Genomic DNA, 20,103 nt, shown 5'->3' with positions numbered 1-20,103 from the left:
CACAACGTGCATTGATTAGTGAAATAGCTACACTCGGTCGTGTTGATCGGAGGTAGCTATCAGTGACCGTGGGCAAGAGGCGCAGGCAGCCCAGTTTCGCTCAGCTCCGCGCGTTCGCCGCGGTGGCCGAGCATCTGCACTTCCGGGACGCCGCCGCGGCGATCGGGATGAGCCAGCCGGCGCTGTCGGGCGCCGTGTCGACGCTGGAGGAGACGCTCGGTGTCACCCTCGTGGAGCGTACGACGCGCAAGGTGCTGCTCTCACCGGCCGGTGAGCGGCTCGCCGCCCGCGCCAAGGCCGTACTCGGGGAAGTCGACGCGCTGATGGAGGAGGCGGACGCGCTGCGGGCACCGTTCACCGGGGTGCTGCGGCTCGGCGTCATCCCGACCGTCGCGCCCTATCTGCTGCCGACGATCCTGCGGCTGGTCCGCGGCCGCTATCCGCTCCTCGACCTCCAGGTGCACGAGGAGCAGACCGCGAACCTGCTGGACGGACTGGCCGCCGGCCGGCTCGACCTGCTGCTGCTCGCCGTGCCCCTCGGTGTCCCCGGCGTGACCGAGATCCCCCTCTTCGACGAGGACTTCGTGCTGGTCACCCCGCTCGGCCATCGGCTCGGCGGCCGGGAGGGCATCCCCCGCGCGGTGCTGCGCGAGCTGAACCTGCTGCTGCTCGACGAGGGCCACTGCCTGCGCGACCAGGCCCTGGACATCTGCCGGGAGGCCGGGCGGGCCGACGTCCCGGCCACGACGACGGCGGCCGGGCTGGCCACACTCGTCCAGCTGGTCGCGGGCGGCCTGGGGGTGACCCTGCTGCCGGGCACCGCCGTCCCGGTCGAGACCGCCCGCTCCAACCGGCTGCTCACCGCCCGCTTCACCGACCCGGCCCCCAGCCGCCGCATCGCCCTCGCCATGCGCACGGGCACGGCGAGGGCGGCGGAGCACAAGGAACTGGCGGCGTCCCTGCGAGCGGCGATGCGGGACCTTCCGGTGCGGATAGTGGGGAGCTGAGCGCCCCCGCGGTCCGTACCGTTCACTCCGTCCGCAGGCCGTCCGGGCGCATCATGCGCAGCAGCGGGGGCAGGCTCAGCAGCGTCACCACGAGGACCACGCCCGCGCCCATGCCGGTCATCCGCAGCACGCTCGGCCAGTCCACGCCGACCGGTGCCGAGGTCATCTTCAGCAGCACCGTGCCCAGGGCGATGCCCACCACCGAGGCCAGCAGCAGACCCAGGCCGATCGGGATCGCCGTCTGCCACAGCACCGACAGGCTCAGCGTGCGGCGCCGGGTACCGAAGGCGACCAGGGCCGACAGCAGCTTGCGGCGCTCCCGCAACTGCTCCAGCTGGGAGACCAGCAGGCTCGCCCCGATCAGCGCCAGCACGACGGCGGCGCCGACGAACAGGCCCGTACGGATGGACTCGTAGCGGTCGGAACGCTCGACGGAGTTCCACGTCGTCGGATAGGACAGCGGGTCGATCGCGGCCGCCGCGTTGCGTATGTACTCGCGGACGTACGGCACCGAGTCGTCGACCGACAGGTACAGCTGGCCGGTGACCACCTCGGCCATGTCCGCGGGCACCGCGGCCGGGGTCACGAGGAAGCCACCGCGCCTGCTCCCGGTCGGGTCCTCGATGGAGTCGGCCTGCTTCAGCCCTTCCGGGAGGGCCCAGGCGACGCTCTCCCTGCTGTCGCCGATGGACTTCTCCAGGTACAGCTTCTGGCCCGGCCTGCTCAGCGACGGGGTGTCGGCGTCGTACTCGCCGCCCCGGACCGTGAACACGTCGCCGTCCGCGCACGAGGGCAGCTTCGCCACCTCGCGCAGGGTCGCGCAGTCACCGATGGTCAACTGAGCGGTGCGCTGCGGCTCCTTCTCCCAGGGCCGGTCGGCGAAGTACCCCTCGGACAGCGGGTAGACCCTGCGGACGCCCTCGGTCTCCTCGAGCTTCGTGGCGGCCGCGGCGAGTTCGGTGCCCTCCGGCACCCTTACCTGCATCTGCGCCAGTGACGTGTCATAGCCGGTCTCCTTGGTGTAGTCGCCCTCCACCCCGGCGAACAGCATCTGCAGCGCGATCGCGCCGGCCACGGCCACCGCGATGCCGTTGACCATGCGGGCCGCCGCACCGCTGCTCAACTGTAGGCGGCGCACCGCCAGTTGCCAGGAGACGCTGCCCGAGCCGAGCCGGGCGACGACCGTCTCCACGATCCACGGCAGCAGCGCGGTGACCCCGACGAGCAGACAGATGACACCGCCGGTGACCAGGTACTGGTTGAAGTCCCCGTTCTCCCGGCCCTGGCCGATCATGGGGAGCAGCATGCCGATCCCGGCCAGCGGCAGCAGCAGCCGCCACCACAGTCGGCGACGGGCGGGCCGCGCCGTGCGCACCACGCCCAGCGGTTCGATGACCACCCCGCGCAGCGCCAGCAGCGTCACCAGCACCGCGGCCCCCGGAACCGCCACCGCGACCAGCAGCGCCAGCAGCGGGGAGGGGTTCAGATAGCTCGGGAAGACACTGATGCGGAACACCTCGACGGACGCCGCGAACTCACGCCCCGCCAGGAAGAACCCGGCGCCGAACACCAGCCCGAGCAGCGCCCCGGCGAGCGCCTCGCCCGCGGCGATCCGCCGGGTCATGCCACCGTCGGAACCGACCAGCCGCAGCGCCGCCAGCCTGCGGTCGCGCCGTTCGCCGCCGAACCGTACGGCCGCGGCGATGAACACGGCGACCGGCATCAGCAGCACCACGAAGACGACCAGGATCAGCAGCATGAGGACCGGGTCCATCTCCTCCTCCACCGGGTTGGGGTCCCCGAAGGAGTCGATACGTCCCACCAGCCCGTCGCCGGCCCGCCCCGCGAGGCCCTCGGCGCCCGCGTAGTAGGCGAGCTCCTGCGAGCCGATCAGCCCCTGCTCGCCGATCGTCCCCACGATGTCGTACGGCAGCCGCTCCCGCAGCAGCTCGCCGCCGTCCGAGTCGAGGAATTCCTTCAGCGCGGGGGAGACCACCATGTCGCCCGGCGCCGGGAACTCCCGCAGCCCCGGCGGCACCGGGGCCTTGTCGCCCTCCGGCTCCAGCAGCCGGCCGCGGACGTCGCGGTCGCCGAACTGCGTGTCGGTGTCCGCGGTCACCAGAGTGTCGTCGGCGCGCTCGATCTGCTCACCGAAGGTGTAGTTGAGCCGCGCCTCCTCCCGCCGGTGCCGCTCCGCCAGCGCGCCGGGCAGGGCGGTGGTGAGCAGCAGCAGCGCCACCCCCAGCCCGACGCCGACGGCGGTGAGCAGCGCCCGGATCCACCCCTCGCGTCCGCCGGCGAAGGCGAACCGGATCCCCATGCCGAGGTCCCGCGCCCACTGGCCCGCACTCATACGACGCGCTCCATGTCCCGGGACTTCCCGTCGCGCACGACGACCTCGCGGTCGGAGTACGCGGCCACCCGCGCCTCGTGCGTGACGAGGACGACGGCGGCGTTCGAGGAGCGGGCGGCGTCGGTGAGCAGCTCCATCACCCGCTCGCCGTTGAGGGAGTCCAGGGCGCCGGTGGGCTCGTCGGCGAACAGCACCCGGGGGCCGGTGACCAGCGACCGGGCCACGGCGACCCGCTGCCCCTGGCCGCCGGACACCTCGCCGGGCCGCTTCTTGCGGACGTCGTCGACCTCGAGGCGCTCCATCCAGGTCAGCGCGGCCCGCTCGGCCTCCTTGCGGGACGTGCCGTTCAGCCGCAGCGGCAGGGCGACGTTCTCCACACAGGTGAGCTCCGGGACGAGCTGCCCGAACTGGAAGACGAAGCCGAACTCCGAGCGCCTGAGCGCACTCCGCTCGGCGTCGCTCATGGCGGTCAGCTCACGGCCGTCGTACGTGATCGACCCGGAGTCGGGGGTGACGATGCCGGCGAGGCAGTGCAGCAGCGTGGACTTGCCCGACCCGGAGGGTCCCATCACGGCGACGACCTCGCCGGGGTGGATGGAGAAGGCGGCATCGTCGAGCGCGGTGGTGGGACCGTAGGCCTTGCGCAGGTCCTGGGCGGTGAGCAGGGAACCGGGGGGAACGGGCGCGGTCATCGGGTCACCGCCGCACGGAGCTTGTCGAGACGCGCCGCGGTCAGCTCCAGCCAGCGCAGGTCGGCCTCGAGGTGGAACAGGGCGTGGTCGCAGATGAGCTGGTCGGCGAGATCGCCCTTGCGCTTGCGGTCGGTGAGGATCCGCATGCCGCGCAGATGCTCCGAGCGCTGGGTGTCGAGGATGTCGGCGGCGTCCCGACTGGTGAGCAGGGCGAGGACGACCTTGGTGTAGAGCGTCGACTGGAGGTACGGCTCCGGCTGCTCCGGAGTGGCGAGCCAGCGCTCGACATCGGTGATGCCGGCCTCGGTGATCGCGTACCGCTTCCGCTCGGGGCCGTCGCCGGCCTCGATGCCGTCGACTTCGACGAGCCCGTTCTTCAGCAGCCGGGACATCGTCGAGTAGACCTGGCCGTAGTGCAGCGGCCGGTCGTGACCGAACTTCTCGTCGAAGGCCCGCTTCAGGTCGTAACCGTGACGCGGACCGGACTCCAGGAGTCCCAGGAGGGTGTGACCGATGGACATGCGGAGCACTCTACACACGGTGTATACGCGGTGTGTATACGCTGAGTGTGTAGTGCGTGGCGTGGCGTACGGAGGCGCAGGTGGAGGCCGATTGTCACGGTTCTGCCACTGGGCGGGCCGCGCGGGGGCGCTGACGGGACGGGCGTGCGTGAAGCGGCCCGTCCGGGGAGTCCGAGGACGAGGCCGTTCAGGCCGACGGGGGTCCGGGGACGGAGCCTCCGGGCGGACGACCACGACGGGGCAGGGGCCCCGCCTCACCGGGCAACCGCCCCGCCTCGGCCAACGCCCGCCGCAGCAAGAACTCGATCTGCGCATTGGCCGAGCGCAGCTCGTCGTTCGCCCACCGCGCCAACGCCTCGTACACCGACGGGTCCAGCCGCAGCAGCACCTGCTTGCGCTGCGGCCGGCCCTGGGGGGCCGAGGCCCCGGACGGAGTCGTCACTGGTAGAGCGTCCCGGTGTTGAGGACCGGCTGCGCGGAGCGGTCACCGCACAGCACCACCATCAGGTTGGACACCATCGCCGCCTTCCGTTCGGGGTCCAGCTCCACGATGTCCTGCTCGGCGATCCGGGCGAGCGCCGACTCGACCATACCCACGGCACCCTCCACGATCTGCTGCCGCGCCGCCACGACGGCGCCCGCCTGCTGCCGCTGGAGCATCGCCGAGGCGATCTCGGGAGCGTACGCGAGGTGGGTGAACCGGGACTCGATGATCTGCACCCCGGCCGCCTCCACGCGCGCGTGCAGTTCGACGGCGAGCTTCTCGGTGATCTCCTCGGCGTTGCCGCGCAGCGAGAGGCCGTCCTCGTCGTGGGCGTCGTAGGGGTACTCGATGGCGATGTGCCGCACGGCCGCCTCGGTCTGGGTGGAGACGAACTCGATGTAGTCGTCCACCTCGAAGGTGGCCTGGGCGGTGTCCTCGACCCGCCACACCACGACCGCGGCCAGTTCGATCGGGTTGCCGTAGGCGTCGTTCACCTTCAGGACGGCGGTCTCGTGGTTGCGCACCCGCGTGGAGATCTTCCTGCGCGAGGTGAGGGGGTTCACCCAGCGCAGTCCGTCCTGCCGGATCGTGCCCCGGTAGCGGCCGAAGAGCTGCACCACCCGTGCCTCGCCCGGCGCCACCATGTTCAGCCCGCACATCGCGAGGAACGCGGCGATGGCGACCAGGATGCCGCCGATGATCAGTGCGGCCTTGGCGCCGGCTCCGCCGACCGCCGTGGCGGTGGCGATCAGCGCGGCGCCGATCAGCAGGCCGACGAGGCCGAGCAGCAGTGCCAGTCCGCCGCCGATGCTGTGCGCCGCGAACTCCCGCACGCGCGGGGCCGGCATCTCGGGCACATCGGCCGTGACCTGCGTGTCGTGTGTGGACATGGGTGTTCCCCCGTTTCTCCGGGCGCCCGCCGAGCGGCTAGCGCCTGTCTAGCTAAGTGATATCAGATTACCCGATCCCGACAACCATGGACCTCGTTCGTACGTCGGTTCCATAGGAGCGGGTGCTGATTGTCACGCCCGTAAAGGCCGGATCGGCGGCTCTTTGTCATAGCTCCCGGTGTTAGCTTTCTGAGCTGACCCGAGCGGCGAACTGGTGTGGCTGCAGAGCACACACGAACGAAGCGGAGCGGAACGGACGCATGGGACGAGCGGAAGAAAGACGCGCACGACAGCGCGGTGGGCGCCGTGCGGCACCCAAGGGCCGCCGTTCGTCGGGCGCGGCCGGACGCAGCGGCATACGCCGCCTCTTCACCTGGAAGAAGATCCTCGGCACGTTCTTCGGCCTCTGCCTGCTCGGCATGGGCGCCTTCATCGTGCTGTACATGGTGATCGACATCCCCGAGGGGAACGCCGACGCCGAGCTGCAGGGCAACGTCTACAAGTACAGCGACGGCTCGATCATGGCCCGCCGGGGCTACAACCGCGAGATCGTCGACCTCGCCAAGGTGCCCAAGGACGTCCAGCGCACCTTCGTCGCCGCCGAGAACAAGTCCTTCTACAAGGACTCCGGCGTCGACCTCAAGGGCACCGCGCGCGGCGTGCTCAACACGGTCTCCGGCAAGGGCGCGCAGGGCGGCTCGACGATCACCCAGCAGTACGTCAAGAACTACTACCTGACGCAGGAACAGACGGTCACCCGCAAGCTGAAGGAACTGGTCATCTCCCTGAAGCTGGACCGGGAGAAGTCCAAGGACTACATCCTCGCCGGCTACATCAACACCAGCTACTACGGCCGTGGCGCCTACGGAATCCAGGCCGCCGCGCAGGCCTACTACCGCGTCGACGCCGAGGACCTCACCGTCGAGCAGGGCGCGTACCTCGCCGCGCTGCTCCAGGCGCCGAACCAGTACGACTGGGCGATCGCCAGCGACACCGGCAAGAAGCTCGTCCAGGAGCGCTGGAACTACGTCCTGGACAACATGGTCGAGCAGGACTGGCTGGACAAGGCCGACCGCCGGGGCATGAAGTTCCAGGTTCCCGAGGAGCCCAAGGCCGCCCCCGGTCTCGAGGGCCAGACGGGATACCTCGTCGAGGCGGCCAACACCGCGGTCAAGGAGCAGCTCGTCGCCCAGGGCACCGCCGAGGACATGAAGCAGGCCGACGCCATGCTGGACCTCGGCGGCTACACCGTCACGCTCAACATCGACAAGAAGAAGCAGAAGGCGCTGGAGGAGTCGGTCAAGGAGAAGCTCACCAGCAAGCTCGACCCCGAGAAGCGCGACGTCGACGCCGACGTCCAGGCCGGCGCCGCCTCCGTGGACCCGAAGACGGGCGCGGTCGTGGCGATGTACGGCGGTGTGGACTACGTGAAGCACTACCGGAACAACGCCACCCGCGACGACTACCAGCCCGCCTCCACCTTCAAGCCGGTGATCCTCGCCGCGGCCGTGGACCAGGACGCCGAGACCCAGGACGGCGTGCCGATCACGGCGAACACGCTGTACGACGGCACGAGCGGGCGCCCCGTGATGGACGGCGACAAGGAGGTCGGCTTCGCGCCCCCCAACGAGGACGACCAGGACTACGGCGACATCGACGTCCAGGAGTCGATGAACAAGTCCGTCAACTCGGTCTTCGCGCAGATGGGCATCGACGTCGGCATGACCGAGGTGGTGGAGACCGCGGGCGAACTCGGCATGGAGACCGAGGGCATGGACCCCCTGCCCGCGCAGACCCTGGGCACCATGGGCGCGAGTCCGCTGGAGATGGCCGGCGTCTACGCCACCCTCGACAACCACGGCAGGAAGGTCACCCCGGCGATCGTGAAGTCGGTCGAGCACAAGGACCGCGCGGTCGAGTTCCCCGACCCGATCGGTGAGCAGGTCATCAGCCGCGAGGCCGCCGACACGGTGACCTCCGTGCTCACCGGCGTGGTCGACGACGGTACGGCCCGGGTGTCCGTGAAGGAGAACCCGCTGCGCGACGGCCAGGTGGTCGCCGGCAAGACGGGTACGTCCGACAACAACAAGTCGGCCTGGTTCACCGGCTTCACCCCCGAACTGGTCACCTCGGTCGGCCTGTTCGGCGAGGACGCGAAGAGCGGCAAGCAGGTCCCGATGTACGAGGCGGCCGGCGTCGACTACCGCGTCAACGGCGGTGGCCCCCCGGCGGAGATCTGGGCCGCGTACACCTTCGGCGTCATGGACGAGGTCACCGAGTTCGACCTGGACACCAAGCAGGGCAACGCGGTGAAGAAGCCGAGCAGCTCGCCGTCGGTCTCGCAGTCGCCGTCGCAGAGCCCGAGCGACGAGCCGACGAGCGAGGAACCGACCACCCAGGCGCCGCCGGAGACCTCCGCGCCGCCGACCTCCGCGCCGCCGACGTCGCAACCGCCGACGTCGGAGCCGCCGGCGGACCCGACCACCTCCCCACCGCCGACGTTCGAGCTCCCGGGGGGCCCGGAGGACCCGGAGGACGACGAGGAGCAGTAGACGGAAGACACGAGGGGCGCCCGGTGACCGCACCGGGCGCCCCTCGTCACGTCGTACGACGGTTCAGCTGCGGTTCAGTTCGAACCACACCACCTTGCCCGTGCTCAGCCGGGTCGCGCCCCAGCGCCGGGCCAGCCGGTTCACCAGGTACAGCCCGCGTCCGCCCTCGTCGGTGGCCCGCGCCTGCCGCAGCCGCGGGAGCTGCGGCACGTCGTCACCGACCTCGCAGCGCAGCACGTCGGTGCGCAGCAGCCGCAGCGTGACCGGCCGCGTGGCATAGCGCACGGCGTTGGTCACCACCTCGCTGACCAGCAGCTCCACCGAGTCGCTCAGCTCCTCCATGCCCCAGCGGGACAGCGCCCGCCGGGCGAGGCGGCGGGCCCGGCCGGGGGCCGCGTCCTCCGGCTCCAGGAACCAGTACGCCACGTCGCTCGGCGCGATCCCGTCGAAACGGGCGGCGAGCAGCGCGATGTCGTCGTCCCGGTCGCCCGGGCCGAGCATGTCGAGCACCTCGTCGCAGAGCGCCTCGAGGGGCGGCGGATGATCGGGCCCGGTCAGCTGCGCGGTCGCGGCGAGCTTCTCCCGCAGCTGCTCGATACCGGTCCACACGTCCCGCAGCCGGGACTCCACCAGGCCGTCGGTGTACAGCAGCAGGGTCGCCCCGGCGGGCGCGTCCAGCTCGACCGCCTCGAAGTCCACCCCGCCCACGCCGATCGGGGCGCCCGCGGGCACCCGCAGCACCTCGGCGCGTCCGCCCAGCTCCAGCAGGACGGGCGGCGGATGGCCGGCGTTGGCGATGGTGATGCGGTGCGCCACCGGGTCGTACACCGCGTACAGGCAGGTCGCCATGCGGTCCACGCCGAGCCGCTGCGCCTGCTCGTCGAGGTGGTGCAGCACCTCCTGCGGGGGCAGGTCGAGCCCGGCGAGGGTCTGCGCGGTGGTGCGGAGCTGGCCCATGATCGCCGCCGAGGTCATGGAGTGGCCCATGACGTCACCGACGACCAGCGCGACCCGGCTGCCGGGCAGCGGGATGGCGTCGTACCAGTCGCCGCCGACCCGCGCGGTCTCCGCGGCCGGCAGATACCGGGACGCCAGCCGTACGCCGGTGCAGCGCGGCAGGTTCTCCGGCAGCATCGTGCGCTGCAGCTCGTCGGCGATGTACGCCTCCCGCCCGTACAGCACCGCCTTGTCGATGCCGAGGGCGCTGTGCGTGGCGAGCTGCGCGGCGACCAGCAGGTCGTCGGCCTCGAACGGGATGCGCTCCGGGCGGCGCAGGAACAGCGCCGCGCCGATCACCCGCCGCCGGCCGCGCAGCGGCGCGAGGATCGCCCGCTGCCCGTCCGGTACGGCCGACGCGCCCTCCTCGCCGAGGAGTTCGGGCAGCGCGGCGCGGGCCGCGGGCGCGTCCGTGAAGACCGGCCGTACGCCGCGCAGCACCTCGGCGAGCGCGCTGCCGGGCCGTACGGTGCACAGCTCCGCGCCGACCGAGTCCAGCTCGGACGGCTCCGGCGGGGCGACCGGGGTGAACCCGCCCTCGGTGTCCCGCTCGGCCGGGATCCGGTCGGTGCGGCGCAGCCGCAGCACCAGCGGGCCGGTGGGCCGCTCGTCGCCGACCGGCAGGGGATCACGCAGATAGACCAGGATCGCGTCGGAGAAGGTGGGCACGGTGGCCCGGCACAGCCCCATCACGATCTCGTCCAGGTCGATGCCGCGGGCGATCCGCCGGGTCGCGGCACCGACGAACCGCAGCCGGTCCCCGTCCCTGCGCATCGGCGTGGGCCGTCCGGGCTGCGCCTGCTGCCCGGTACGGCGCTCCGTGCCGTCGGGACCCTGGACCGGCCGGCCGTGGTCCGCGGCCGGCTGCACCGGGATGCCCTCGGGCGCGGGACGCGGCCGGTGCGTGTCCGGCTCGGCGCCCTGCCCGGCACCCGGCTGGGAGTGCTCGGAGCCGGACCCGGCAACCGGGTCCTGGCCGGTGCCGTCCGGCGTCACCGTGCCGCCCGGCGACGTGGCCCCCGACGACCCCGGGGACGCGGCCCCGGACGCGGGAGGCTCACCGCCGGAGCGGCTCTGTACGGGTAAGGCGGCCCCCGTGCCCGGCACAGGCGCCGGTTGCGGGGTACGCAGGAGCGCCCCGCGGGGATCCGCGGGGTCGGCGCCCGGCTGCGGGCGTTCGAAGGAGGTCGGCTGCTCCGTCACGCGTGTCGAGTCCATCCGTCCGGCGCACGCCGTGCGCGCGGTTCGTCCCGCCGAAACTCCGATACCCGGAATACGTGCCCCCGGAACGGAATTCCCGCGTGGTCAGAGGTTGTGCCTGTGCCGTCGGCCGGCCGTTCCCGGCCGGCACCGGTGTTTCCGTACCCCTCGCTCACGTCCTGCCGCCCCTCGGTGACGATCGGTCAAGCCTGGTGCGCGTTCCGGTGGTTGCTGCCCCGCACCCTTGCGGAGGACGATCCTACGTTTCCTGCCCGGGGGCGCAGCAAGGGTCTCACGAGGACAGATGCGCGGGAGTGCGGTCCCAGTCCTGTGGCAGTGACGGTACCGTCCACGACGGATCGGGGCGCCAGTTCTCCCACCCGTCCGCGAACGGCGGCCCCCAGGCCTCGATCACCGCCACGGCGGCCCGCCCGGCCTCCCGCACCCTCCCGGCCAGCGCGGAGTCCACCAGACCGTCCCGCCGGGCCTGTGCGAACTCGTCCTCGTCCAGCCAGCGCCAGGTGCGGTCCGGGTGCACGGAGATGTCCAGGAAGTGATCCTCGGAGTCGACCCCGCCCGCCCAGCGGGCCAGCGGTTCCTCCAGGTTCACGTACCAGTTCTTGAACCGCCAGCCCGGTTCCCAGAACAGCCACACCGACCAGGGCTCGCCGGGCCGGGCCAGCTTCAGCACACCGGTGCCGAGCCAGCGGCCCCGCCCCACCGTGCGCGGCTTGGTGTACCGGCTGCCGAGGGGCTCCCGGTGCACGGGCGTGCCGTCGGCGAGCACCGGCTTCACGCACTCGGTACCGGGCGCCATCCACACCGCGAGCAGCTCCGGGTCGTCGCGTACGACCGTGACGGGGCGCGCGATGTGGATGCGCGCCCCGCCGTTCTCCCGGTACCGCCACAGGACCTGTGTCCCGGGCGCCCAGTGTCCGGCCGCCCCGCCCGCTTCCTCACGCATCGTCGCTCCGCCCTCCGCCATGGCCAGATATGAGAGTGCCATGGGCATACGACGCCGCGGCCCCCGTCACGGTTCGCGCTCCCCGGTGCGGTGTTCTCACGGCCTTGTCATCCGCAGGACGTCCAGCGCCGCGTCGAGCTGCTCGACGGTGAGGTCGCCGCGCTCGACGTAACCGCTCTCCAGCACGACCTCCCGGATGGTCTTCCGCTCGGCCAGCGACTTCTTGGCGACCTTGGCGGCCTCCTCGTAGCCGATGTACTTGTTGAGCGGGGTGACCACGGACGGCGAGGACTCGGCGTACTCGCGGGCCCGTTCGCGGTTCGCGACGATGCCGTCGACCGTGCGGTCGGCGAGCAGCCGGGAGACGTTCGCGAGCAGCCGCACCGACTCCAGGACGTTCTTCGCGATGACCGGCAGCATGACGTTGAGCTCGAAGTTGCCCGAGGCGCCGGCGGCGGCGACGGTCGCGTCGTTGCCGGTGACCTGCGCGCACACCATGAGCACGGCCTCCGGGATCACCGGGTTGACCTTGCCGGGCATGATCGAGGAGCCGGGCTGGAGGTCGGGCAGGCCGATCTCCGCGAGACCGGTACGGGGGCCCGACGCCATCCACCGCAGATCGTTCGCGATCTTCGTCAGTCCGACGGCGACGGTCCGCAGCTGCCCGCTGGTCTCCACGATGCCGTCGCGGGCGCCCTGCGCCTCGAAGTGGTCGCGCGCCTCGGTCAGCGGCAGCCCGGTCGCGCGGGCGACCTCCTCGATGACGGCGGCGGAGAAGCCGGGCGGGGTGTTGATGCCGGTGCCGACGGCGGTCCCGCCCAGCGGCAGTTCGGCCAGGCGCGGCAGGGAGGCGTTCAGCCGCTCGATGCCGTACCGCACCTGGGCCGCGTACCCGCCGAACTCCTGGCCCAGCGTCACCGGCGTGGCGTCCATCAGATGCGTCCGCCCGGACTTCACCACGTCGGCGAACTCCTCGGCCTTGCGCTCCAGGGCGGTGGCGAGGTGGTCGAGCGCCGGGACCAGATCACGGGTGACGGCGGCCGTGGCGGCGATGTGGATCGACGACGGGAAGACGTCGTTGGACGACTGCGAGGCGTTGACGTGGTCGTTGGGGTGCACGTCCCGCCCCAGCCGCTCGCCGGCGAGCGTGGCGACGACCTCGTTGGTGTTCATGTTGGAGGAGGTTCCGGACCCGGTCTGGAACACGTCGACGGGGAAGTGCTCGTCCCACCGTCCCTCGGCGACCTCGCCGGCCGCCTCCTGGATCGCCTCGGCGATGTCCTTGTCCAGCACCCCGAGCCGGGCGTTCACCTTGGCCGCGGCGCCCTTGATCCGGGCGAGGGCCTCGATGTGGGCGCGCTCCAGCCGCTGCCCGGAGACCGGGAAGTTCTCCACGGCGCGCTGGGTCTGGGCGCGCCACTTGGCGTCGGCCGGTACCTTCACCTCCCCCATGGAGTCGTGCTCGACGCGGTAGTGCCGGTCGTCGTCCGTGGTCGTCATCGTCGTACCTCCGAAGATGCACAGCAGCGGTGTCCGACGAGCGTATTCCCGGACGGCCGCCGCCCCACCGCAGGAGGAGCACGGCGGGGCGGCGGTCCCGTGGGGGGAGGTCAGCCGCTCTGGAGGGCGATGTCGTCCAGGAGGAAGCCGGTCTGCAGGCTGCGGTCCTCGCTGGCGGCGAAGGTCAGGGCCACCGTCTGTCCGGCGTACGCCGACAGGTCGACCGACCGCTGCACGTAGCCGCTGCCGGCGTTGACGTTGGACAGGGTGGCGAGCGTGGTGCCGCCGGCCCTGACGGTGAACCTGTCGTACGCGGTCGAGCCGGACTCGTCGGTGTCGATGTGCAGCCAGTAGGTCAGCGACACCCGGGAGCACCCGGCCGGCACGGTCACCGTCTGGCTGATCGACTCGGTGCTCGTGGTCCCGTTCCCCGCGAGCCAGGCGAACCGGCTTCCGCCGTGGGGCGACTGGCCCGAGTGGGCGCCGATGGCCCCGGTGGTCCCGGTCCACGGCGAGGTGCCGCTCTCGAACCCGCCGTTGCCGACGACGCCGGTGGTGTCACATGTGCCGCCGGTGCCGGTGTCCACCGCCCGCTGCCAGATCGTGTACGCGATGCCGTCGGACGCGCGGTCCAGGCCGGTGGTGTTGATGTTGGTGAGGGTGTCGCAGGAGGAGTGGTAGCAGGGGTCGTACGCCCTGCTCGCGGTGCCGCCCCACTTGGCGGCCTGCGCGGAGGTCTTGCGGGCGCTGGCGCCCATCGCGTAGCCGGAGGTGGGGATGGAGTACTGCTCGAAGGAGTAGTCGTCGCTGCGTCCCGCGCCCTCGGTGTTCTCCTCGGGCTGGAGGCCCAGCGAGTCCCAGTACGCCTTCATCGGGGCGGCGGCCGAGGAGGTGATGTGGTTGATGAAGTAGCCGCCGTTGGTGGAGGCGACCATGTCGAAGTTGTAGTACGCCTTGATCTTCGCGCGCTCGGTCGACGACAGGGAACGCACGTAGAAGTCGGACCCGTTGAGGCCCTGCTCCTCGTCGGTCCACCAGGCGAAGCGGACCCGGTTGCGCATGGCGGGATTCTGCTGCGCCAGGGTCAGGGCGTTCTCGAGCAGGGCGGCCGAGCCGGAGCCGTTGTCGTTCATGCCGGGCCCGGCCGAGACGCCGTCGAGGTGGGCGCCGAACATGTACACGTTGTTGGCGTCGCCCTTCGGCCACTCGGCGATCAGGTTGGGCCCGGCCCCGCTGGTGCAGCCGGAGGTGCAGGGCTGCTCGGTGACGGTGTAGCCGGCCGCCTGCAGCTTGCCCTTCACGTAGGCGACGGAGTCGCGGTAGCCCTGGGTGGTGGACCGGCGGTTCCCGCCGTTCCGTCCGGCGATGGCGCTGAGTTCGCTCAGGTGCGCCCTCACCTTGGTCACGTCGACGTCGGGCGCGGCGGCGGCGGTGGCCGCGGCGGGCGCGGAGTCGGCGGCCACGGCGGGGAGTGTGCCGCAGCCGAGCACGACAGCGAGCGAGAAGCCCGCCACGGCGAATCTTCGTTTCACCTTGTCTCCTCCGGGAGGTGGCTGTGGGGTGAGCCACACAGGATTGACATGGCATGAGCATGTCGGAGTGGCGAGAAGACTCACAGTGATGGTTGAGCCAGTCAACGGAACGGGCAGGGTTGGAGCTTGATTGCCCGAAAGAAGTACGCAGGGTCCGCTATCCGGACGGCAATGATTCGCCCCCGCCGCCCTTTCCCGTCCCGTCCCTGAGGGCTGCGCCCCCAGACCCCCATCGGCCCTGAACGGGCCTCGTCCTCAAACGCCGGAGGGGCTGACTTCAGCCCTCCGGCGTTTGAGGAGCGGGGGTCCGGGGGCAGCACCCCCGGGTTCGGGACGGGAAAGGGCGGCGGGGGCGGAAAACCCACTCCCGCCGCACCGGAGGGGCTACGCCGGCCCGGGCCCCCGCACCGGAATCGACGTGAACGTCGGCTGCTGCGGCGAAGGATCCTGGAAGAAGTCATTCCCCTTGTCGTCGACGACGATGAACGCCGGGAAGTCCTCCACCTCGATCTTCCACACCGCCTCCATCCCGAGCTCCTCGTACTCGACGACCTCGACCTTCTTGATGCAGTCCTGCGCCAGCCGCGCCGCCGGCCCGCCGATGGACCCGAGATAGAACCCGCCGTGCGCGTCACACGCGTCGGTGACCTGCTTCGACCGGTTCCCCTTCGCCAGCATCACCTTCGACCCGCCCGCAGCCTGGAACTGCTCCACGTACGAGTCCATGCGCCCGGCCGTCGTGGGCCCGAACGACCCCGACGCATACCCCTCCGGCGTCTTCGCGGGCCCCGCGTAGTACACCGGGTGGTCCTTCAGGTACTGCGGCATCTCCTCACCCGCGTCCAGCCGCTCCTTGATCTTGGCGTGCGCGATGTCGCGCGCCACGACCAGCGGGCCGGTCAGGGAGAGCCGGGTCTTGACCGGGTACCTGGTCAGCTCGGCGAGGATGTCGTCCATCGGCTGGTTGAGGTCGATCCTGACGACGTCACCGTCCTGCTCCAGCTGCTCGTCCGTCGTCTCCGGCAGGAACCGCGCCGGATCCGTCTCCAGCTGCTCCAGGAACACACCCTCGGCGGTGATCTTCGCAACGGCCTGCCGGTCCGCCGAGCAGGACACCGCGATCGCGACCGGACACGACGCCCCGTGCCGGGGCAGCCGCACCACCCGCACGTCGTGGCAGAAGTACTTGCCCCCGAACTGCGCCCCGATCCCGATCTTCTGCGTCAGCTCGAAGACCTTCTCCTCCAGCTCCTTGTCCCGGAAGCCGTGCCCGAGCGCCGACCCCTCGGAGGGGATCTCGTCCAGGTAGTGCGCGGAGGCGTACTTCGCGGTCTTCAGCGCGTACTCGGCCGACGTGCCGCCGACGACGATCGCCAGGTGGTACGGCGGGCAGGCGGCCGTACCCAGCGAACGGATCTTCTCCTCCAGGAACTTCATCATGGAGGCCTCGTTCAGGACGGCCTTGGTCTCCTGGTACAGGAAGCTCTTGTTGGCCGACCCGCCGCCCTTGGCCATGAACAGGAACTTGTACGCGCCGCCGTCCGTCGCGTACAGCTCGATCTGCGCCGGGAGGTTGGAACCGGTGTTCTTCTCCTCCCACATGGTGAGCGGAGCCATCTGCGAGTAGCGCAGGTTCAGGTTCTTGTAGGCGTCGTAGATGCCCTTGCTCAGGGCCTCCTCGTCACGCCCCGACGTCAGCACGTTCTGCCCGCGCTTGCCCATGACGATCGCCGTACCGGTGTCCTGGCACATCGGCAGCACGCCCGCCGCCGCGATGTTCGCGTTCTTCAGCAGGTCCAGCGCGACGAACTTGTCGTTGCCCGACGCCTCGGGGTCGTCGATGATGCGGCGCAGCTGCGCCAGGTGGGCGGGGCGCAGGTAGTGCTGGATGTCGTGGACGGCCTCCTCGGCGAGCTTGCGCAGAGCCTCCGGCTCCACCTTGAGGAACGTCCGTCCGTCGGCCTCGAAGGTGGAGACACCTTCGGAGGTCACCAGCCGGTAGGGGGTGGTGTCCTCTCCCATGGGGAGCAGATCGGCGTACTCGAACTCAGGCATCTCGCCCATTCCTCACTCGACAGGAAGTCTTCCGGGGCGGCTCGCCTTCGGCTCGCTCGCCGGCCGCCCGCCGACGTCGGCGGGCGCTCACCAGCGTAGGACCTGCTCTTCGTGGCGAGCCTGTGAGGTTGTCCTCAGTTGTCCCCGTCAGGGGGTAGTCGCGATCTATCGCGTTTCGGTACGCTGGCGCGGTGGACCTTCAGAAGCACGCCCAGCAGCCGGACACGGCACCGCGGACGGCCGAGCTGCGCGCCTCCGACGCCGACCGGGACCGTACCGCCGACCTCCTGCGCGAGGCCCTCGCCGAGGGCCGCCTCACCGCCGACGAGCATGCGGAGCGCGTCGAGGGCGTGCTGGCCGCCAAGACGGTCGGGGAGCTGGAGGTGTTCATCCAGGACCTGCCGATAGCCCACCAGCGGCGCGCGGCACACGCCTCCGCCCCCAGCCGCCCCACCACCGGCGCGATCCCGATGGACCCCGATGACAACGTGGTCGCGGTGTTCAGCGCCGCCGCCCGCAAGGGCCGCTGGCGCACCGGCCGCCGTATCCACGCCTACGCGATCTTCGGGAGCGTGGAGATCGACCTCAGCGAGGCGCTGTTCGACCACCAGCAGGTCATGATCAAGGCCTTCTCCGTCTTCGGCAGCGTCGAGATCCTCGTCCCGGAGAACGTGTCGCTGCGCGGCATGGGTGGCGGCGTGCTCGGCGCCTTCGAGGTGGACACGCTCGACGCGACCGACGACGAGGCCCCGGTGGTCTACATCGACGGCTGGGCGGTGCTGGGCAGCGTCGAGGCGCGCCCCAAGCGCGGCAAGCTCGTGGCGGACATCCTCGACCGGGTGCAGCGCAAGGTCGACAGGAGCATGCGCAGGCACCTGGGCCACTGACGGGCTGTCGCGCGGTTCGGAACTCAGTGCATAGGCGCGCGTACATCGGGTAAGCCTTGCTGCATCGTGTCTCGCTTGCGAAGCCGTCGTCAGGAGTAGACCGTGCTGCAACCGCCGCATTCGTCCCTGCAGATAGCCGCTGTCCCGGCCCAGCGAGCGGCAGCGCGGGACAGGGACCAGGACGCCCCCTGGCACACCGAGGCGGTGTGCCGGCGCGACGAGGCGGGGCTGTTCTTCGCACCCTCGAAGGAACCCACCGCCGCCCGGCTCTCCCGCGAGGAGGCGGCCAAGCGCGTCTGCGCCCGCTGCCCGGTGATGGTCGAGTGCCGCGAGCACGCTCTGCTCCAGCCCGAGCCCTACGGCGTCTGGGGCGGCCTCACCGCCGCCGAACGCCGAGTGGTCCTGGCCCGCCGCAGGCGCCGCGAGATGGAACTGAAGAAGAACACCCGCCCGGGCCGCATCGCGGCAGCGGGCTGAAACGCACGCACGTGAAAGGGGCGCCCCCTCCGCACAGGGGGCGCCCTTTTTCACGTACTGGGCAGGACCACACGCTCAGGGGTGCGGGGCTGTGGCACGTACGGCTCCGCCGCGCGGGCGCTTCTTCCGCACGGGGGCGCCTTTTCAAGCGCCGGGCAGGACTACACCCTCAGGGGCGCGGGGAACTGCGCGACCGGCCACAGCGCACCCGCACTCACCCACGCGCCGCAGGCCCCCGCACCGAAGTGACGTTTCACTTGGCGCGATCGAAGTCGATCGCGCTGTACGCCCGCAGCTTCGAGAGCCGGTGCTCGGAGTCGATCCGACGGACCGTCCCCGACTTCGACCGCATCACGATCGAATCGGTCGTGGCCGTCTCCGGCCGGTACCGCACCCCACGCAGCAACTCGCCGTCGGTGATGCCGGTCGCCACGAAGAACACGTTCTCCCCGGCGACGAGGTCGTCGGTCGTCAGCACCCGGTCCAGATCGTGCCCCGCGTCGACCGCCCGCTGCCGCTCCTCGTCGTCCTTGGGCCACAGCTTGCCCTGAATCGTCCCGCCCAGGCACTTCACCGCGCACGCCGAGATGATGCCCTCGGGGGTACCGCCGACGCCGAGCAGCAGATCGATGCCCGTGCCCTCGCGCAGCGCGAGGATCGAGCCGGCCACGTCGCCGTCGGAGATCAGCTTGATGCGCGCCCCGGTCTCCCGGATCTCCTTGATGATGCCCTCGTGCCGCGGCCGGTCGAGGATCACCACGGTGACGTCCTCGGGGGTGACCCGCTTGGCCTTGGCGACCCGCCGGATGTTCACGCTCACCGGTGCGTCGATGTCGACGAAGTCGGCGGCCTCCGGCCCGGTGACCAGCTTGTCCATGTAGAACACGGCCGACGGGTCGAACATCGAGCCGCGCTCGGCGGCGGCCAGCACCGCGATGGCGTTCGTCATGCCCTTGGCGGTCAGCGTCGTACCGTCGATCGGGTCGACGGCGATGTCGCACTCGGGGCCGGTCCCGTCGCCCACGCGCTCCCCGTTGAAGAGCATCGGGGCCTCGTCCTTCTCGCCCTCGCCGATGACGACGACGCCGTTCATCGAGACGGTGGAGACGAGGGTGCGCATGGCGCGCACCGCGGCGCCGTCGGCGCCGTTCTTGTCACCGCGCCCTACCCAGCGGCCGGCTGCCATGGCCGCTGCCTCGGTCACCCGTACGAGCTCCAGGGCGAGGTTGCGGTCGGGGGCCTCGGACGGGACATCGAGCTCGGACGGCAAGTGATGGTGTTCGGTCATCGGAGCGCACCTTTCTGTACGACGACGGCCGGATGAGGGTGTGGGGCACGACTCTATCGCCAGTCCGACAGAATGAGCAGGGCCCCCCACGGATGAGCGCACCGGGCACCTGCGACGATAGGGGGCGTGGCAGGAACGAAGAGCGTGCAGAAAACGGCCCGGGACATGATCCTTTCCCTGGCCCTCATCATGCTCGTGGCGGGAGTGGTCTGGCTGTTCATCCCGCACGAGGACGGCGAACCCGACCTCAAGCGGGTCGACTACCGGGTCGACCTGCTCACGGCCCGCAGGGCCGCCTCCTACCCCGTCGCCGCGCCGGAGGGCCTGTCCGAGGCGTGGAAGCCCACCTCCGTCCGCTACAAGGGCACCGAGTCCGAGGCCTGGCACCTCGGCTTCCGCGCCCCCGACGGGGAGTACGTGGCGGTCGAGCAGTCCACGGGCAAGCGGTCGGCGTTCATCGAGGACAGGACGCAGGGCGCCGCGAAGACGGAGACCACGCGGCAGATCGACGGCAGGACCTGGACGCGCTACGAGGGCGACCACTACGACGCGCTGGTGCTGGAGGACGCCGAGGGCTCGACCACGGTGGTGACCGGCACGGGATCGTTCGGCCAGCTGGAGAAGATGGCCGGGGCGCTGCGCACGGAGTGAGCGGGACGCAGACACATGTGGGGCGGGGCCCCGCCGGATCGGTCGATCCGGCGG

General features: G+C 71.1%; 16 protein-coding genes. 5 read left to right on the top strand and 11 right to left on the bottom strand.

From position 1 onward, the window contains the following. The first annotated feature begins 62 nt into the window (after positions 1-62). On the top strand, positions 63-1,007 hold the full coding sequence (locus ACFV5H_RS30550; protein ID WP_385055111.1) for a LysR substrate-binding domain-containing protein: 945 nt from the start codon (positions 63-65) through the stop codon (positions 1,005-1,007). Positions 1,008-1,029: 22 nt separating this feature from the next. Here ACFV5H_RS30550 and ACFV5H_RS30545 read toward each other — a convergent pair whose 3' ends face one another. The 5 genes from ACFV5H_RS30545 to ACFV5H_RS30525 all read right to left on the bottom strand — a co-directional run bounded on the left by ACFV5H_RS30545 (position 1,030) and on the right by ACFV5H_RS30525 (position 5,947). Next, a complete protein-coding gene (locus ACFV5H_RS30545) occupies positions 1,030-3,360 on the bottom strand; it encodes an ABC transporter permease (protein ID WP_385198181.1) in 2,331 nt (776 codons plus the stop codon). Next, positions 3,357-4,052, bottom strand: coding sequence for an ABC transporter ATP-binding protein (locus ACFV5H_RS30540; RefSeq protein WP_385198179.1), 696 nt, complete (start codon positions 4,050-4,052; stop codon positions 3,357-3,359). Before ACFV5H_RS30540 ends, ACFV5H_RS30545 begins: the two co-directional genes overlap by 4 nt. Next, positions 4,049-4,573, bottom strand: coding sequence for a PadR family transcriptional regulator (locus ACFV5H_RS30535; RefSeq protein WP_385055120.1), 525 nt, complete (start codon positions 4,571-4,573; stop codon positions 4,049-4,051). Before ACFV5H_RS30535 ends, ACFV5H_RS30540 begins: the two co-directional genes overlap by 4 nt. 187 nt (positions 4,574-4,760) lie before the next feature. After that, positions 4,761-5,015 (bottom strand): hypothetical protein, encoded by a 255-nt coding sequence (locus ACFV5H_RS30530; RefSeq protein ID WP_385198178.1) that lies wholly within the window; start codon positions 5,013-5,015, stop codon positions 4,761-4,763. After that, positions 5,012-5,947: an SPFH domain-containing protein gene (locus ACFV5H_RS30525; protein WP_385198176.1), complete on the bottom strand. Its 936-nt coding sequence runs from the start codon at positions 5,945-5,947 to the stop codon at positions 5,012-5,014. The genes ACFV5H_RS30530 and ACFV5H_RS30525 overlap by 4 nt, the downstream gene beginning before the upstream one ends. 260 nt (positions 5,948-6,207) lie before the next feature. Between ACFV5H_RS30525 and ACFV5H_RS30520 the strand changes: the two genes are divergently transcribed. Beyond that, a complete protein-coding gene (locus ACFV5H_RS30520; RefSeq protein WP_385198175.1) occupies positions 6,208-8,499 on the top strand; it encodes a transglycosylase domain-containing protein in 2,292 nt (763 codons plus the stop codon). 63 nt (positions 8,500-8,562) lie between these two features. On the opposite strand, the gene ACFV5H_RS30515 is transcribed toward ACFV5H_RS30520, so the two are convergent. The 5 genes from ACFV5H_RS30515 to ACFV5H_RS30495 all read right to left on the bottom strand — a co-directional run bounded on the left by ACFV5H_RS30515 (position 8,563) and on the right by ACFV5H_RS30495 (position 16,755). Further along, a complete protein-coding gene (locus ACFV5H_RS30515; protein WP_385198173.1) occupies positions 8,563-10,713 on the bottom strand; it encodes a SpoIIE family protein phosphatase in 2,151 nt (716 codons plus the stop codon). Positions 10,714-10,987: 274 nt separating this feature from the next. Continuing rightward, positions 10,988-11,680: a DUF402 domain-containing protein gene (locus ACFV5H_RS30510; RefSeq protein WP_385198212.1), complete on the bottom strand. Its 693-nt coding sequence runs from the start codon at positions 11,678-11,680 to the stop codon at positions 10,988-10,990. Between the two features lie 75 nt (positions 11,681-11,755). After that, positions 11,756-13,159, bottom strand: coding sequence for a class II fumarate hydratase (locus ACFV5H_RS30505; RefSeq protein ID WP_385058768.1), 1,404 nt, complete (start codon positions 13,157-13,159; stop codon positions 11,756-11,758). Positions 13,160-13,269: 110 nt separating this feature from the next. Beyond that, the gene (locus ACFV5H_RS30500; RefSeq protein ID WP_385058766.1) at positions 13,270-14,691 is read right to left on the bottom strand and encodes a M28 family peptidase; all 1,422 of its coding nucleotides are present in this window, start codon (positions 14,689-14,691) and stop codon (positions 13,270-13,272) included. A gap of 384 nt (positions 14,692-15,075) precedes the next feature. Then, a complete protein-coding gene (locus ACFV5H_RS30495) occupies positions 15,076-16,755 on the bottom strand; it encodes a fumarate hydratase (protein WP_385058765.1) in 1,680 nt (559 codons plus the stop codon). 182 nt (positions 16,756-16,937) lie between these two features. Here ACFV5H_RS30495 and ACFV5H_RS30490 point away from each other — a divergent pair, with 182 nt between their 5' ends. Next, entirely contained in the window at positions 16,938-17,633 is a 696-nt protein-coding gene (locus ACFV5H_RS30490; RefSeq protein WP_385058763.1) for a DUF1707 domain-containing protein, read from the top strand. 102 nt (positions 17,634-17,735) lie between these two features. Beyond that, complete coding sequence (locus ACFV5H_RS30485) at positions 17,736-18,110, top strand: WhiB family transcriptional regulator (RefSeq protein WP_085575372.1); 375 nt, start codon at positions 17,736-17,738, stop codon at positions 18,108-18,110. A 253-nt stretch (positions 18,111-18,363) separates the two neighbouring features. Here the strand turns inward: ACFV5H_RS30485 and glpX are convergent, their stop codons facing one another. Beyond that, a complete protein-coding gene (gene glpX / locus ACFV5H_RS30480; RefSeq protein ID WP_385058761.1) occupies positions 18,364-19,398 on the bottom strand; it encodes a class II fructose-bisphosphatase in 1,035 nt (344 codons plus the stop codon). 126 nt (positions 19,399-19,524) lie between these two features. On the opposite strand from glpX, the gene ACFV5H_RS30475 reads away from it, so the two are divergent. Next, positions 19,525-20,049, top strand: coding sequence for a DUF4245 domain-containing protein (locus ACFV5H_RS30475; RefSeq protein ID WP_385058759.1), 525 nt, complete (start codon positions 19,525-19,527; stop codon positions 20,047-20,049). Positions 20,050-20,103 lie beyond the last annotated feature (54 nt).

Source organism: Streptomyces sp. NPDC059787, from assembly GCF_042732315.1.
GTDB classification, from domain to species: Bacteria; Actinomycetota; Actinomycetes; order Streptomycetales; family Streptomycetaceae; genus Streptomyces; species Streptomyces atrovirens.
This window is presented reverse-complemented; position numbering and strand designations above follow the sequence as displayed.